Annotated in this window: 12 protein-coding genes; 7 read left to right on the forward strand and 5 right to left on the reverse strand. The window is 48.0% G+C overall.

The window, feature by feature from the left end; genetic code table 11:
* On the reverse strand, positions 1-3,029 hold a 3,029-nt coding region (locus ABY802_RS12555), incomplete at its 3' end, for an efflux RND transporter permease subunit (RefSeq protein ID WP_372627482.1).
* A 75-nt stretch (positions 3,030-3,104) separates the two neighbouring features.
* Entirely contained in the window at positions 3,105-4,160 is a 1,056-nt protein-coding gene (locus tag ABY802_RS12560) for an efflux RND transporter periplasmic adaptor subunit (protein ID WP_372627483.1), read from the reverse strand.
* A gap of 318 nt (positions 4,161-4,478) precedes the next feature.
* Between ABY802_RS12560 and ABY802_RS12565 the strand changes: the two genes are divergently transcribed.
* The 4 genes from ABY802_RS12565 (at position 4,479) to ABY802_RS12580 (ending at position 8,216) form a co-directional block, all read left to right on the forward strand.
* Positions 4,479-5,960: an OmpP1/FadL family transporter gene (locus tag ABY802_RS12565; RefSeq protein WP_372627484.1), complete on the forward strand. Its 1,482-nt coding sequence runs from the start codon at positions 4,479-4,481 to the stop codon at positions 5,958-5,960.
* Positions 5,961-6,081: 121 nt separating this feature from the next.
* Positions 6,082-6,759 (forward strand): DUF4136 domain-containing protein, encoded by a 678-nt coding sequence (locus tag ABY802_RS12570; RefSeq protein WP_372627485.1) that lies wholly within the window; start codon positions 6,082-6,084, stop codon positions 6,757-6,759.
* 177 nt (positions 6,760-6,936) lie between these two features.
* Entirely contained in the window at positions 6,937-7,668 is a 732-nt protein-coding gene (locus tag ABY802_RS12575) for a pseudouridine synthase (protein ID WP_372627486.1), read from the forward strand.
* Between the two features lie 98 nt (positions 7,669-7,766).
* The gene (locus tag ABY802_RS12580) at positions 7,767-8,216 is read left to right on the forward strand and encodes a c-type cytochrome (protein ID WP_372627487.1); all 450 of its coding nucleotides are present in this window, start codon (positions 7,767-7,769) and stop codon (positions 8,214-8,216) included.
* Positions 8,217-8,259: 43 nt separating this feature from the next.
* Here ABY802_RS12580 and ABY802_RS12585 read toward each other — a convergent pair whose 3' ends face one another.
* On the reverse strand, positions 8,260-9,447 hold the full coding sequence (locus tag ABY802_RS12585) for an MFS transporter (protein WP_372627488.1): 1,188 nt from the start codon (positions 9,445-9,447) through the stop codon (positions 8,260-8,262).
* 164 nt (positions 9,448-9,611) lie between these two features.
* On the opposite strand from ABY802_RS12585, the gene dinF reads away from it, so the two are divergent.
* Complete coding sequence (gene dinF / locus ABY802_RS12590) at positions 9,612-10,970, forward strand: MATE family efflux transporter DinF (RefSeq protein ID WP_372627489.1); 1,359 nt, start codon at positions 9,612-9,614, stop codon at positions 10,968-10,970.
* Positions 10,971-11,061: 91 nt separating this feature from the next.
* Here dinF and ABY802_RS12595 read toward each other — a convergent pair whose 3' ends face one another.
* A complete protein-coding gene (locus tag ABY802_RS12595; RefSeq protein ID WP_372627490.1) occupies positions 11,062-12,618 on the reverse strand; it encodes a peptide MFS transporter in 1,557 nt (518 codons plus the stop codon).
* Positions 12,619-12,827: 209 nt separating this feature from the next.
* Here ABY802_RS12595 and ABY802_RS12600 point away from each other — a divergent pair, with 209 nt between their 5' ends.
* Positions 12,828-13,502: a DUF5610 domain-containing protein gene (locus ABY802_RS12600; protein ID WP_372627491.1), complete on the forward strand. Its 675-nt coding sequence runs from the start codon at positions 12,828-12,830 to the stop codon at positions 13,500-13,502.
* Between the two features lie 27 nt (positions 13,503-13,529).
* Here ABY802_RS12600 and ABY802_RS12605 read toward each other — a convergent pair whose 3' ends face one another.
* Positions 13,530-14,825 carry a hemolysin family protein gene (locus tag ABY802_RS12605; protein WP_372627492.1) on the reverse strand — a complete coding sequence of 432 codons (1,296 nt, stop codon included), beginning with the start codon at positions 14,823-14,825 and terminating at the stop codon, positions 13,530-13,532.
* Positions 14,826-15,024: 199 nt separating this feature from the next.
* On the opposite strand from ABY802_RS12605, the gene ABY802_RS12610 reads away from it, so the two are divergent.
* Positions 15,025-16,237, forward strand: a 1,213-nt coding sequence (locus ABY802_RS12610) for a tetratricopeptide repeat protein (RefSeq protein ID WP_372627493.1), incomplete at its 3' end; no start/stop codon positions are given.

The raw sequence follows: 16,237 nt of genomic DNA on the forward strand, positions 1-16,237 counted from the left end.
CCCCCTTCAATGATGGCCTCAGTCAGTGCCATGCCACCCTGGCGTAACTGATTAATCCGGTCTATCAGCACGATGGCATTATTCACCACAATACCGGCCAGCATAATCAAGCCAATAAACACAATCACGGATAAGCGGGTATCGGTTAACCATAAACCAAGAATAGCGCCGGCACCGGCCAGTGGCACGGTAAACAGGATTAATAACGGTTGCAGCAGGTTTTCAAACTGCGATGCCATCACTAAATAAACCAGAAATACCGCCAGTAATAACGCCATGGTTAACGAGCTGTACGCGCGCTGCATCTCTTCACTCTGCCCCGCAACAACCACACCTACACCAAATGGCAGGCTTTGCTGAGCGACAATCGCACGGGCGCTGGCGGTCGCTTGTTCTAAGTCACCAAAAGCCAGATTAGCACTGACAATCGCCACCCGCTGCTGGGCAACCCGGGTAATTTCACTGGGGCCCAGTTCACGGCGTATATCTGCCACTGCCGACAACGGCAAGGGTTGCGCACTGCCGGGGTTGATAATAAGTGACGCTAGTTGCTGCTCAGTTTGGCGGTACTCTTCTGCTAAGCGGACCCGGATATCAATTTTCCGGTCATTTACCGAATATTGGCCCGCAACTTCCCCGCCCACATAGACCGCAACTCGCTTGGCAACCTGCTGGGCTGTCATGCCAAGTTGCGCTAACCTGGCATGATCAAAGTACAGGGTTATCTCCGGTTGGCCGGGCCGCAAGCTGGTTTTAACATCGGTAAAACGCGGTTCGCCAGCCAGACTGCTGACCAGCTGATCCGCAGCCTGCTTTAACTCTGCCAGTTCAAAACCAGTCAGTTCAATTTCCAGCGGCGTGGCAAAACTAAACAATTCAGGGCGATCAAAGCGGGCTTTTACCCCGGCCATACCGGCAATATGCTGGCGCAGCTGCTCAGTTACCTGCTGCTCTGCCTGCTCGTCACTGCCAGGCTGCATAACAATATTCAGCCGGCCCCAGTGGCTGCCACCAATGGACGGATCTACCGTCATTTGCGCACCCGTTCCTACCTGGCCATAACTGCGGGCAACCCCGGCCAGTGGCGTAACAATGGCTGCCAGCTCCTTTACCACCGCATCGGTTTGTTCAATAGCGCTGCCAATAGGCAACTGAACTTCAACATAAAATTCGCCCTGAGCCAGCTCAGGAATGACATCTGCACCAAGGCGTGGCAGCAAGCTGTAACACAAGGCAGCGATAATTAAGGTACAGCTAATGGTTAACGCTTTGGTCTGCAATGCGCCGCTCAGTAAACGCCGGTAGCCGCGGGTAAGCGCGTCCAGGCTTGCTTTTACGACATAAAGTAATGGTTTAAACAACAGGCCCAATAGCCGGCTGATAGCACGCCAGATCAAGGTAAGCAGGCTTAATACACCCAGCATAAAATAATACAGGCTTTTACCTATCATTTTAGGCACCCATAATAGGATGCGGCCAACTTTATGGTACCAGCGACTGCCCTTAACCTTTGCTACTGCCAGCTCAGCATCGCCGGGCGTCATCATTTTACGCTGGCGGGCCGCCATGGTCGGAATAAGGGTCAACGCCACAATAAGCGACACCAGTAAAGCAAAGGTTACAGTAAGCGCCTGATCTTTAAAAAGCTGACCGGCGATGCCTTCAACAAAAACCAGAGGGAAAAACACCGCAACGGTGGTCAGGGTTGATGCCGTGATAGCCATGGCAACTTCACCAGTCCCGGCTCTGGCCGCTTCTGGCGCAGATTTGCCCTGCTCTTTATGTCTGGCAATGTTCTCAAGCACCACAATGGCGTTATCGACCAGCAAGCCTACGGCCAGCGCGATACCGCCCAGGCTCATCATATTTAAAGTAATACCCTGACCGTACATCAGATTAAAGGTGGCAATAATCGACACCGGGATGGACACGGAAATAATCACAGTGGCCCAGACGTTACGCAAAAATAAATACAGCACCAGCATGGCAAGTAAGCCGCCGACGATACCAGCTGATTTTACTTCACTGATGGCTTGTTTGATAAAGGCTGACTGATCGTACACCAGGGTCAGACTATAATCCTGAGGCAACCCTTTACGCAGAGCAGGCAACTGTGCCAGCAAGGATTCAGCAACCTTAACGATATTGGCATCGCCTTCTTTATAAATGGCCACTTCAATAGCTTCAGCACCATTAACGTAAGTAACACTTTTTCTGTCGGCAAACGCATCAACGACCGTGGCGACATCTTTTAAGCGTATTTGCGATGTGCCAACGTTGGCCAGATACAGGTTTTCAATCGCCGATAAGTCAGCAAACTGATTAATGGTGCGCACCAGAAAATCGTAACCCGGCGTTTCCAGGCGGCCACCGGCTAAATTGATATTCTCTTCTGCCAGGCGGCTACTGATTAGTCCGATATCCAGTTGCAACTGACTGAGCTTGTTCGGGTCAACCAAAACCTGAATTTCCTGATTTAAGCCACCATCAGGTCGCACCGCGGCAATCCCTGGCATGGCTTCGAGCTTGCGGCGCAAATCTTCTTCAGCGTAAGTGCGTAACGTTACCAATTCCCGTTCTGAATTAATGCCGCCTTCGCGGCTTAATGCCAGACGTACCACCGGGTCTAAATTAGGGTTAAAGCGCAGTAGCAGAGGCTTTTCAATATCCAGCGGCAGCAGCAATACATCCAGTTTTTCGCGCACCTCCAGCATGGCTAAATCCATATCAGTGCCCCAGTCAAACTCCAGCACCACATCAGAGCGGCCAGAGCGTGAAACTGATTGCACCTTGTGCACCCCTTTAACAATACCCAGGGCTTCCTCTATCGGCTTACTGACCAATTGTTCAACTTCAACAGGCGCTGCCCCCAGATACTCGGTGCGAATGGTTAAGCTCGGATACGAGAGATCAGGAAGCAAATTTACCGCCAGCCGCCCTGCGGATACTAAACCAAATAACAGGATGCCAAAGGTAAACATCCATATGGTGACCGGGCGTGCTACCGCTACATCAACCAGTTTCATCATTAATTCCTTTTCAGTATTTTCTTATTTTTCGTTTATTACTGGCATAAAAAGCCCGGCAGTGCCGGGCTCAGGGGCTTAAAACTCACGGGTGGTCACTACTTTTACCAGGCTTTGTTCTTTCAACGCGCCCTGTCCGGCGACCACAACCTGCTCGCCTGTAGTGATACCGTCCAGAATTTCAACCGTGTTATCTGCGCTGTAACCGAGGTGCACTGTTTTCCGGCTGACTTTATCCTCACTATCCACTACATAGACGCTGTGTTGGTTATCAATAGTGATAATTGCCCGTTTAGGCACCAGCAAGGCGTCCGTTTTTACGTCAAATTTCAGTTCAACCTGTGCAAACATACCGGGACGTAACTCACCTTTCTTATTATCGATAATCAGCGTGGTGCGAACCGTACCGGATTGCGCATCCACTACCGGTGATATACGACTGATATTCGCCTGCACCGGTAACATGCCAGAGAAGCGTAAAATAGCAGCCTGCCCTGCTTTAGCCTGCGCCAGTTGCTGCTCAGGAATATGTACAACGGCTTCAAGCTCACTATTCGCTACCAGATGAAATAAAGACTGTGGCGCCATCTGGCTGATAAGCTCACCCACTTTAACGTAGCGACGCGACACCACACCGGCAATAGGGGCACGTATTTCAGTTTCGCGCACGCTTAGTTCAGCTAAGTCGACTGCGGCTTTTACTGCATCATGCTGCCAACGTAACTTTTCATAGACATCGGTGCTGATTAACTGGCGTTGGTACATTTCCGCCATGCGCTTTAGCTCGCTGTCCAGCCGACTAAGTTCGGCCTGCTCTTTGGCCAGCATAAAGCGTTGCCGTTCATTTTCCAGCACGGCCAGCAACTGACCGGCCTTAACATAGTCGCCCTCTTCCACCAGCACCTGCTCTACAATACCACTGCTTTTACTGATGACGTCGGTTTCGGCACGTGCTGCCAAAGTGGTATTAGTATGGTAACTACTACTAATTTCTCCCGGGCGCGCCAGCGCGGCTTCAACCGGTATCGCTACCACTTCGGCAGTGTCACTGTTGCTGCTGCTATTAGCCTGATTACAACCACTTAAAAATAATGCCGAGCTCATTACTGCCACAACCAGAGATAACGTTTTCATTTTAGAATGTCCTTGTTTCGTATTTGCCGTCAAACTATTTGTTGAGGGCATTGTCAAATTAGTTATTACTAGTAATAGCGACCAATGCAGAGGTTATGCCAGCCTGAATTTTATATTTTTTATATTGTTATTCAATCAGTTAAACATATTTACTTTGTAACTGATTGTTCTCAGCCATTACCAGTTGGTGAGTTACACTAAAATTTAGCGAAAAGTTATCAAATCTTGCGGCAAATGGGCCAATAGACGAGAAGTAGTGAATATACTCTAAGGTCTGACCTCTTTATAATGCTGAAACGTTAACAACGGAGTAAGTACATGACGTTATCAAAAAACCGCCTTGCTGTGGCTGTTACCCTGGTTCTATGCAGTGCCAATGTTTCTGCCGAAGGCTACAAACTGTTTGAACAATCGGTTAGTAGCATGGGTAATGCCTACGCTGGCCGTGGCGCCCAAATAAGCGATGCCAGTCTGGTCTATTCTAATCCGGCCGCACTAACCAGACTAACAACAGCGAGCGGCGCGCAGTTATCTGCCGGCTTAAACCTGATTAACGCCAAAACCAATTATTCTAATGCCAGCGCGCAAAGTGCCAATGGTCAGTCGGTTACTGGACGAACAGAAGGGGCAAATACTTTAAATGAACTGGTGCCTTTCGTCTTTTATGCAGACAAGTTGTCAGAGCAGTTAAGCTGGGGTGTTGGATTCTACGTGCCGTTTGGTTTGTCATCCAATTACGACAACGACTTTGTTGGTCGCTATTTTGCCGACGAAACCGCTATTCAGGTACTAAGCCTGCAGCCGGCAATCGGTTTTAAACTGAATGAGCAATGGTCTGTTGGCGCCGGCATTTCGATTAATCATGCACAAGGCACTTTATCAAAATATAAAGACCACAGTGGTTTATGTGAGCTGGGTGAAACTACCACTAACGAGATGTTTGGCGCACCGGTTTACAATGATGCTTACTGTAATAGCCACTACGAGGTAGCAGGTGATGATGTAGCCTTTGGCTATACGTTGGGAATTCATGGCGAGCCTGTCGCAGGCACCCGGCTGGCGTTGACCTGGCATTCAGCCGTGCGCTATACCCTGCAAGGCGACTCTGTCATCACCAATACCCCGCTCACCGGCGCCAGCGTCGCAGGCAACCCAAATTATCTGGTGGTGGCAGCAAACCTGCCAGCAATTGATTTAAGTACCGGTAAACTGGCAGCAAACAATCGGCTGGTTGAAGCCAGCCAACTGGCACTGACTACTCCGGCCAGCGCGGCCTTTGGCCTTGATCAGCAAATTTCAACAGCGTTATCAGTGCAGCTAAGCATTGCCTGGACCCAATGGAGTGAGTTTGACAGCATTGATATTGTTAGCATTGACCCAAACCCCACTATTTCGCTAAATACCCAGCGACCACCAAATCTGAATAGCCCGGGCTATATTGGCTATATTCCGCAGCAGTGGCAAAACAGCTGGTCTGCTGCGCTGGGCGTAAACTATGTTTACCATGCTAGTTTAACCCTGAAAGCCGGTGCCGCCTTTGATGAAAACCCGATAGCACCAAGCCATAAAACCGCCCGGATCCCTACTGATGATCGGGTATGGGTCACGGCTGGCGCCAACTGGCAGCTGAATCAGCAGCTCAGTATGGATATCGCCTATGGCTATTTGTTCACCGGTGATGTATCAGTAAAGGAGCGCGAATATAATGTCCAGAATGAGCCACTGTATAACAGTGGTTATCAGGGGCAGTACAGCAACAAAGGGCAGTTGCTGGCTGTGCAGTTTAATTACCGTTTTTAACAGGTAACTGATAACCGGGGCTGCCACTAAATTTAACCAAACTTATTGTTTAGTGTTGAGTCTTAGTTACTATAAACTCAACTATCTGGTTTACACCGATATTCGCTGATAAGAGGTAACTATGGCAATTATTAACAATACGCTGGTTCGTTTTGGCAGCCTTGCCGCGGCCCTGCTGCTGGGGCTGAGTGCGTGTTCCAGCTCACGGCAGGCTACGATCGATTACGATCGAAATGTCAATTTTCAGCAATATCAAACCTATGGCTTTTATCAGCCAGATCCCCAACAAACAGCAGTTGCCGAGCCCGAGCAGCAAGCAACCGGCACTGAACCACTGGTTGCAGAAGTGAAAGCCGCAGATACCGAGGCGAAAGCCTATACCACCTTACTGGATCAGCATTTCAAAACGGCAATAAACGCTGAAATGGCAGCGTTAGGGTATCAGTACAGTGAGCAAAATCCGCAGTTGCTGGTTAACTATATGACTAATGTGGAAACCCGCACTGATGTACGAAGCTCTCCCTTTTCAATTAATGCCGGTTACGGTTACTACGGCAGAAGCAGTAGTTTTATGTTTGGTATCCCCTTGTTTGGCAACCAGCTGGAAAAAAACGAATATAAAGTGGGTACCGTTACCATCGATGTGATTGATGCTAAAGAGCAGCGTTTGGTATGGCAAGGCCTGGTAGATGGCCGGCTAACTCAAAAAGCCATGGCGCAGCCGCAACAAGCGATAAATGATGCGGTACAGTTGATTTACCAGCGCTATCCTACCCGTCTGGCTGAGCAGGAAAACTGATTACACTGAAATTACAAAGAAAAAACCGGGAGCAAAAGCTCCCTTCACTATGTAGTGAGTAATATCCAGGAAGGAAAGTGTAACCGGGCTAAGTATGGCAGCACTTAATGGCAGTATTATGACATTACCGCGTGATATCACTGCAATTGTATAAGATAAGGGGTTGCTCAACGCTGTATGAATGATGTAACCCAACAAATCGAAGGCCTGCGGCTGGCTAAATGGATAGCACACAGCGGTTATTGTTCGCGCCGAGCCGCCAGCAGGCTTATCAGCGACAACAGAGTAAGCCTGAACGGCCGGCCTGCATCTCATACCGACCTGGTCTGCGGTACAGATACCATTAAGATTGACGACACCCTATTAAATGACCTGCCCGCACGTTGTTACCTTATGTATCACAAACCGGTGGGTATTGACTGCAACAACCGGCCCGATGATCCGACAAGTTTATACCAAATATTAAAAACCTTGCCACAGCGCTTATTTGCCGTAGGCCGGCTGGATAAAGACTCCAGCGGCTTATTGCTGCTAACTAATGACGGCGAATTGTGTCAGCGTTTATTGCATCCCAATTACTACCACAATAAAACGTATTTAGTGGCAACTGATAAGGCAATAAATGCAGATTTCATCCGGCAAATGGCAACAGGGGTAAGCTGGCAGCTGGGTCAGAACCACTATCAGTCGCGACCCTGCAACGTAGAAGCGCGCGGGCCACAGCAATTTGAAATTGTGCTGACCCAGGGACTGCACCGGCAAATTCGCTATATGTGCAAAGCGCTGGGCTACCGGGTCAGTGCTTTAAAACGCATAATGATCGGCACTGTGCTGCTGGGTGATTTGGCTGCTGGTCAGTATCGCGAATTAAACCAGCAAGAAATTCGAGACCTTCAAAAACATGGCTGAACATTGATCTCAATCAATCTGCACTCACCAGAACAGACTAGACTGATTATAAAATAACCAGCAACACAGCTAAACCAGTCACATTTCTGGAGAGTGTAATGAAAACTACATTGCTATTATTAACGTTAATGACACTAATCGCCTGTACTGAAGGCCCAGAGTCACCCAAAGGCTTCAGCTTACCCGAAGGTGATGCCGCTGCCGGTAAAACGGTGTTTATTTCATATCAATGCCTTTCCTGCCATACATTGCAGGGGATAACGGATGATAGTGCGTCGCAGCAAATACCGAATAAAGTACCGTTAGGCGGCGATGTCAGTAAGATTAAAACCTACGGTGAACTTGTTACTTCAGTTATTAACCCGTCTCATAAAATTGCACCAGGTTTTAAGCGTGACAGTTACACCGATGACACGGGTCAATCGTTAATGCGTAACTACAATGACTTAATGACCGTTAATGAATTAGTCGATTTAGTCGCATTTTTGCAGCCACAATATAATCTCAAACCATTCAATCGTACCAATTACCCTCAGTACTTTCCTTAGCAATTATTTAATACTCAGGGACTTAGTTGACAACTGAGTCCGGTTAACGCTGTTGTAAGCGACTGCGCGACCAAAGCCATAGCGCCAGCATCAGGGTAACGCCGTACATCAGTAGTGACGCCAGCACGACACCAGGCCAACCTAAAGCCTGCCAGAACGGCTGCAGGTAAAGACCACCAATGCTGGCACCCACATAGTAAAACACCAGATAGAGCGCACTGGCACTGGCTTTAGCCCGGGTGGCATGCTGGTTAACCCAGCTACTGGCCAGGGAATGACACAGAAAAAAACCAAAAGCACTGATAAAAAAGCCGCTGACAATAACAAACAACTGGCCATGTAAGGTGATTAGACTACCCAGCATCATCAGGACAATGCCCAGTGCCATGGCCAGTGGCATTGAGGTGCGCTTGGCGATCTTAGCCGACAATGCTGAGCCTATGGTGCCGGTTAAATACGTAATAAATAGCAAGCCGAGCAAACTGCTGCTAAGCAGATATGGCGACGCTGCCAGCACAAAACCAATAAAGGTGTACTGATTTAAAAACACTAAAAAATTTAAGCCACCAATCAGGTACGTCAGCAATAACACTGGCTGGCATAAATGAAAACCATGATTTTGCAGTGCCTGGCGCAGCCGAAAAGGCTGCGGAGTAAAACCAACAGACACCGGCAGGTATCGCCAGATAAAATAACAACTTAAACCACTTAATAATGCCATGGGCCAGAACACCCACTGCCAGTGACCAATATCAGCCAAACTTCCCGCCAGCAAACGGCCGCCGATACCACCTAAAGAATTGGCACTGATGTAGTAACCTACCGCTGCAACCAGGGCCGGCGTGGAATACTCTTCGCCCATCCAGGCGATTGCTATAGCTGGTAAACCACCGAGGCAAATGCCCTGAATGGCCCGCCAACAAACCAGTGCGGTGAAGCTTTCGACCTGAGTCAGTGCCAGAGTGCTGAGTGTTACGCCCGATAAGGTTACTAGTAGCAGGGTTTTGCGGCCCCAGGCATCAGATAATGAAGCATATATCAATAAAGATAACCCCAGGCCGAAGGTGGCAACGGTATAACTAAGGCTAACCTGCAGCGGACTAAGCTGAAATTCGCGACTGAGTTGCGGCAATAGTGGCTGCAGTAAGTGCAGGTTGGCAAATACCACCACAGCCGCCAGGCACAGCGCAAAGCAACTCTGATAAAAAGCAGCTGACTTATACTGGATCACAGCCAGACTTATACATAAACCGCAACCTATCAATAAACAGCATATTCGCCTTACACCGCATTTAGCATTGACAAAACCGCAGTATAGCGGCTTTACCAGGCAGTTTCGAGCAGGGTGCAAGCCGTGTATCATAGTGCCATAACACACGGTTACAGGTACCTTATTTGTTATCGCTATTTCTGAACGCTTCATTACAAAAAAAAGTCGCCGCTATTGCCCTGCCCATGGTGCTGTCAAATTTATCGGTACCGTTACTGGCTCTGGTAGATACGGCCGTTAGCGGTCATCTTGAGCATGCCTGGTATCTGGGTGGTGTAGCACTCGGTTCAAGTTTAATCAGCCTGTTATTTTTTTTGCTGGGTTTTTTACGGATGAGCACCACCGGCGTAACCGCCCAGGCATTCGGTGCGAATAACAGCGAAGGCCAGCTTACCTGTTTAAGCCAAAGCCTGTTAGTGGCGCTGTTGCTGGCGTTACTGTTGTTGTCTCTGCAATGGCCGCTGGCCCAACTGGCTTTTAGCTTCAGCGACGCTAGCAACGAGGTCAATCAACAAGCGCAACTGTATTTCGGTATTCGGATCTGGAGCGCTCCGGCAACCTTAATTAACCTGGTGCTGATGGGCTGGTTTTTAGGCCGCCAAAATGCCCGTTATCCCATGTGGATGTTAGTGGTGACCAACCTGGTGAATATACTGCTCGACCTGTTGTTTGTGCTCGGCTTTGGCTGGCAAGTGGCGGGCATTGCCGCAGCGTCTGTTGTTGCCGATTATGCAGGCTTGCTGCTAGGCTGCTGCTTGTTACTGCGCAGCCTAGCTATTAAATCGCTATTTCAGGCCATGCTCAATCAGCTGGCGAGGCTGGCAGAATTAAAGCGCCTGTTCGCCCTGAACCGGGATATCTTTCTGCGAAGCTTATGCCTGCAAAGCGTGTTTGTGTTTATTGCCTTTCAGGGAGCTGCCTATGGCGATAACACAGTCGCTGCCAATGCGGTCCTGCTAAGCTTTTTAATGCTGGTCTCCTATGCGATGGACGGTCTGGCCTATGCCGCTGAGAGCTTGGTCGGCAAAGCCATTGGCGCGAATGATAGCTCCCTGTTGGGTAACACTCTGGTTATTCTGGCACTGTGGTGTTTGCTATTGGCTATGCTGTTTAGTGGCGGCTATGGTTTGTTTGGCGACGATTTTGTTGGCCTACTGACATCAATCCCTGAAGTGAAACACCAGGCAGCATTGTATCTGGGTTGGATGATTGCGCTGCCGTTACTGGCTTGCTGGGCCTATTTTCTGGATGGGGTATTTATTGGTGCCACTCAGGGTAAAACCTTGCGCAACAGTATGATTATTGCCCTGCTGGGTTTTGCCGGCAGTTTTTACCTGCTGCAAAGCTGGCAAAACCATGCGCTTTGGGCGGCGTTGGCGGTATTTATGTTGCTGCGCAGCATTAGCTTAGCCGCAGTGCTGTGGTGGCAATGGCATAATAAAACGCTTATCTCAGTGTCGACTGATATACCGAAAACCGCTTAAAGATAAGGGGCGCCCAGTGCGCCCCTTATCTTCATTCATCGATCACTTACCCGGGTACGACTTACCCGGGCATGCTTAGCGAAGTGCATGCTTAGTTTACACCATGCATCCGTTTCTTCAGCAAGGGACTGATCACCAGCATAAACACGCCGATCCCAATACCCACATACATCAGGAAGCTGAACAGCTCCGTATAACTTGCCAGCGCCGAGCTAACGTCAGCAACTTCGCCACTTGGCGTATCAATAGCCGCCAGCTTAGCCAGTTGCGTGGCCAGTAACTCTGAGTAAGCGGTTGCCAGGAACCAGGCCCCCATCATAACCCCAACCACTTTATGCACCGCCAGTTTCGTTACCGCGGATAAGCCAACCGGCGATAAACACAATTCGCCCATGGTATGCAGCATATACGCCAGTACCATCCAGCCGGCTCCAACCATACCCGCTTCATTTGGAAACTGAGCACCTAACACCAGCGCACCGAAGCCTAAACCAGCTTGCATAATACCCAGGGCAAATTTAACCGGAGTACTTGGTTCAAGATTACGTCGACCCAGTGCTATCCACAACCAGGCAAACAATGGCGCCAGCGTAATTATAAACAGCGGGTTTAATGCGCCATACTGACCTGCGGTGGTCTCAAAACCAAAGACATTACGGTCCATCACTCTATCGGCATATAGTGTCATAGATGAGGCTGACTGTTCGAACAATGCCCAAAACACCACAGTAGAAAAGGTTAAGACAATCAACACCATCATCCGATCACGTTCTACCTTGGTGCATTGCGTTACCATAAACCAGATGATGCCGCCAAGCACAATAAAGGATAATCCCAGTAAGACGCTATGTACCACAGGATTGTATTGTACCAGTTGCCACACCACAAACAGCGCGGGCAAAGTGGCCAGGTATATCAGCCATTCCCGGTCAATAAAGGCAAAAACTTTTTGCTTTAATAACACCGGATCAGACGGTTCTGCATAGCCATACAGGTATTTCTGGCCAGCCAGAAATACGATGAGCCCCAGCACCATACCAATACCGGCCAGACCAAAACCCCAGCCCCAACCGTACACTTCACCAATGTAGGTCACCAATAAAGTGGCAATAAAAGAGCCGGTGTTAATGCCCATGTAAAAGATAGTAAAACCAGAGTCGCGACGCGCATCGCCCTGGCCATACAACTGACCAACGATAGTAGAGATGTTTGGCTTTAAAAAACCCACGCCCATGATGATCAGCGCCAGCGAAAAGTAAAATACCTGAATGGCACCGGTATCTTGAACCACAACGCCGTTTTCTATATAAGCCTGAAAGCCTTCATAGGCCAAACCCAGATGCCCCAGGCATAGTAATATGGCACCGAAAGTAACGGCCTTCCGCATCCCTAAATAACGGTCAGCCAGCATACCGCCGATTACCGGCATGGCATACACTAAGCCAGCATAACTGCCAAGCACATCCAGGCCACCGGCATCACTAAATAAGTGATATTTGGTTAAATATAACAACAGCAGATATTTCATGCCGTAAAATGAAAAACGTTCCCACATTTCAGTGAGAAAGCAGACATAGAGTCCGACCGGATGGCCGAGAAACTGTGGCTGATTAGCCGACAAGTCAGCAGGGTTGCTAATAGCAGTCATGGGATCCCCAGTAATATTAGAATTATATGCTTCAATTTATAATCTGGTGAAGCTTCCCCGATTATGCAGATGTCAGCGCCAGATGTCATTAGCACACTGGTGTTTAGTATTTAAAAACAAAAAAACTAAAGTTTGATGTGCAGCAGCCGATATCCTCGTTAAGCTATAATTTATTTATCAGAACCGGCTGACTGAAAGAGGTGATTAACATGGCGATTACTCCAAACTCACCAAGCAATGTGGTAAAAAGCAACGTGGCAAAAAACAACGCGCCGTCCACGGCTACATCGCAGAATAATCAGGTAACCAAGAGCGAAAATACCCGTCAGACTGAAGGCAAAGGCGTTGAAAGTGATGTGGCAAAAGCGAAGCAGGCGCAGAATGTTGCTATTTTGCGCGCAAACGAGCGGGTGTCGCTAAGCAGTAATAACGACTCATTAAGTTTACTTTACAAAACGGCACTGGAAGGCATTAACGCTGAACTGGAACCGGTTTTGGGCGAAAACGCCGCACAAAAGGTATATGACGCAGGTGTCGATACGTCGCCTGATGCCACCGCCGAGCGCATTGTCGCTTTTGTCAGTGGCTTTTACAGCCGCTATAAAGAACTGAACCCAGATCGCTCTGAGACGGAGCAACTGGACAGTTTTTTAAACATCATCGGCAGCGGAATTGAAAAAGGTTTTGCCGATGCCAAAGATATTTTAAAAGGACTGAAAGTTTACGAAGGTGAAATTAGCGAAGGGGTTGATCAAACCTACGCCAAAGTCATGAGTGGTCTGGAAACCTTCCGGCAAAAAATGCTGGAACTGGCTGAGCAGGCTGATAGCACTAATAACACCAGTCCTGGCACCAGCACTAACAGCACTAAGCCAACGCAGTAACAGCAGGCCGGTAACCTAAAGCCGGCCTTATCCTTCCTGACTAACGATACGGGTCACCAGCAACTGATCGATTTTATAGCTGTCAATATCGACCACTTCGAACTTGTAGCCGCCGTGCAACACAAAATCGGTGCGTTTGGGTATTTTGCGCAGGGTAAACATCATAAAACCGGCAATAGTCTCGTAATTCTCCGGGTTAGGAAAACTATCAATATCCAGCACCCGCATGACATCCGCCAGCGGTGTTAATCCTTCCACTAACCAGGAATTGGCATCACGTTTCACAATTTGTTCTTCTTCTGAGCTAACCAACTCCCCCATCACAATACTCATCACATCTTTTAAGGTAATAATCCCCACCACCAATGCGTACTCATTCATGATGATCGCAAAATCGACTCCAGTCGATTTAAAATGCTCCAGCGCTTCGTACAGCGACAAGGTATCCGGAATAATAAGCGGCGAGCGTACTATACCCTCTTTTTTCAACGAGATAGGCTGGTCATGCAAAACCTGCATTAAAATATCACGGGTATCGACATACCCTACCACCCGGTCCAGTACTTCATCACAGACAATAAATTTGGCATGCGGATGCTCAGCTATTTTGGCTTTAATGTTGTCTTGCGATTCGTTGTTGGTAAAGAAAATAAGACTTTCCCGGGCCGTCATGGCTGAGGTTACCGTACGGGACTCCATATCAAATACGTTTTCCAGCAACTGATGTTCGTGCTGCTGCAGCACTCCCGCCTGAGCGCCGGCATCCATCATTGCCATAATATCGTCAGGCGTAATGTCGTCTTTGCGCATGGTCGGCACATTAAATAAACTAAAAAACAAATTTGCCAGGCCATTGAACAACCAGACAAAAGGTTTTAACAATACAATTAGCAGGGTCATTGGCCGGACAATTTTTACTGCTATTTTCTCTGGCGCAATCATTGCCAGTCGCTTTGGCATTAAGTCTGCGAACAAAATAAACAGTGAAGTAACAAAGAATACCGATAAACCAAAAGCAGCGGCGGGTACCCAGCTCGCGCTGGAAAACAATCCTAACAAAGAAGCAAAATAAGGGGTAAATGCCGACTCACCCAGAATACCACCCAGTATTGCCACAGCGTTTAAGCCAATTTGCACCACGGTAAAAAAATTACCGGGGTGCTCCTGCAGCATTAATACTTTTTCGGCATTAATATCGCCGTCACTGGCCATTAGTCTTAAACGCATTTTCCGCGATGCCGCCAGGGCAATTTCAGAGACCGAAAAAAAAGAACTGGCCGCAACCAGTAGCAACATAATAAACAGATATTCAATAGTACTCATAACGCTTCCGGATGGCACCTGGAGCAACTCGTTGGCGCCGTTTTTATATTAAGACTGTTATTATAGCTTTAATCAGCTGCTAATTACGCTAAGCAACTGAAAATATAAGAACAGTAAACAAAAAAGTAGGTAATTATCAGCTGTAATTGTGAACAAAATACGCTATCTTCAAGATGGTTGCTTTTATTGGAATAAACGAATGTATCGAATGTTAGCATGCAGTCTCCGAACTTATGCCCGATTGCTTAGCGCTGGCTTGCTAATTGTTGGTCTCAGTTTCAATGCTGCGTTGGCGCAGCAATCTGACGAGCCGTTACAGCAGCAACTTGATGAATATATAGCATTATCATTGGCTAACAACATTGAGGCCGCTAATGCGCTGTTGAACGATTTATACCAACAGTATTATCTTGTTCAGGATGCCAATAGCAGTCTTGCTGCCAAAGTCAGGTTAATGTCATATCAATTAACTTCGTTGCTTTATGCTAAGCAGCAACTGCAAGCCGATACCTTATTATCAGAGTTACTGGCTTTAACCGAAGCAACTGAAACCCCAGATGTCCTGGCTGAAATTTATGCCACTGAGATTGAATATCTCATGTATAAACAAGAGCTGTCTGCAGCAATAATAAAAGCCGATCGGCTGGAATTAAACGCTGAGCAAACCACTACTCCACGCATACGCTACTATGCCCATAATTTACTTGGCCGGCTATTTAAAGCAGATGATCAGTACGAGCGGGCTTTACAACACTTTACCGAAGCGCTGGATGCGGTTATTACTACAGACGATCAATTTACCTTGCGTCGCCGGTCTTTTTTAAATTATCAAATTGCGCTGGTCTACAGTGCCTTAAAAAAATGGCCTGAAGCTAAAGTACTGACCGAAGAGCTTATAGCTGATGCTAAGAAGTATCAATATAAGCAATTTTTACCTGATCTGTATCTAATGCTTGGTGTTATTGTTGCCGAGCAAAAGGATTACCAGCAAGCTATTACCATTAACCAGTTGGGGCTGGCCGCAGCACAGGAGAACAATCAGCCTGGCGCTGAGCTGACGTTTCAGAATAACCTGGGCTCCATTTATATGGAGCAAGGCAACTTTACAGCCGCTGAAAAAGTATTACAAAGTGCGGCCAAACAAGCTAAAGCCCTGGACGATGAATACAGCAGCCAGCTCATCGCCTTCAACCTTGCATTTATTGATGTGAACAAGGGGCAGCATGAGAGTGGCTTGGAGAACATGCGGGCAGCAATAGCCTATTTTGAAAAAAATGATACCAAAGCCCAGTTTGAGTCGACCCTGCCCTGGCTGGCAAAAGCCTATGCAGTAGCCGGAAAGTATCAGTTACAGGCACAAACATTACAGCAGCAATTACAACTTCGCGAAGAAATTCTGACCAGTGAACGGG

This window comes from Arsukibacterium sp. (assembly GCF_041616895.1).
Classification (GTDB): domain Bacteria; phylum Pseudomonadota; class Gammaproteobacteria; order Enterobacterales; family Alteromonadaceae; genus Alishewanella.

Coding starts and splice junctions, on each gene's coding strand:
- ABY802_RS12575 (WP_372627486.1), top strand. CDS start 6,937: ATGAATGATGTAACCCAACAAATCGAAGGCCTGCGGCTGGCTAAATGG.
- ABY802_RS12605 (WP_372627492.1), bottom strand. CDS start 14,825: ATGAGTACTATTGAATATCTGTTTATTATGTTGCTACTGGTTGCGGCC.
- ABY802_RS12565 (WP_372627484.1), top strand. CDS start 4,479: ATGACGTTATCAAAAAACCGCCTTGCTGTGGCTGTTACCCTGGTTCTA.
- ABY802_RS12595 (WP_372627490.1), bottom strand. CDS start 12,618: ATGACTGCTATTAGCAACCCTGCTGACTTGTCGGCTAATCAGCCACAG.
- ABY802_RS12600 (WP_372627491.1), top strand. CDS start 12,828: ATGGCGATTACTCCAAACTCACCAAGCAATGTGGTAAAAAGCAACGTG.
- ABY802_RS12560 (WP_372627483.1), bottom strand. CDS start 4,160: ATGAAAACGTTATCTCTGGTTGTGGCAGTAATGAGCTCGGCATTATTT.
- ABY802_RS12570 (WP_372627485.1), top strand. CDS start 6,082: ATGGCAATTATTAACAATACGCTGGTTCGTTTTGGCAGCCTTGCCGCG.
- ABY802_RS12580 (WP_372627487.1), top strand. CDS start 7,767: ATGAAAACTACATTGCTATTATTAACGTTAATGACACTAATCGCCTGT.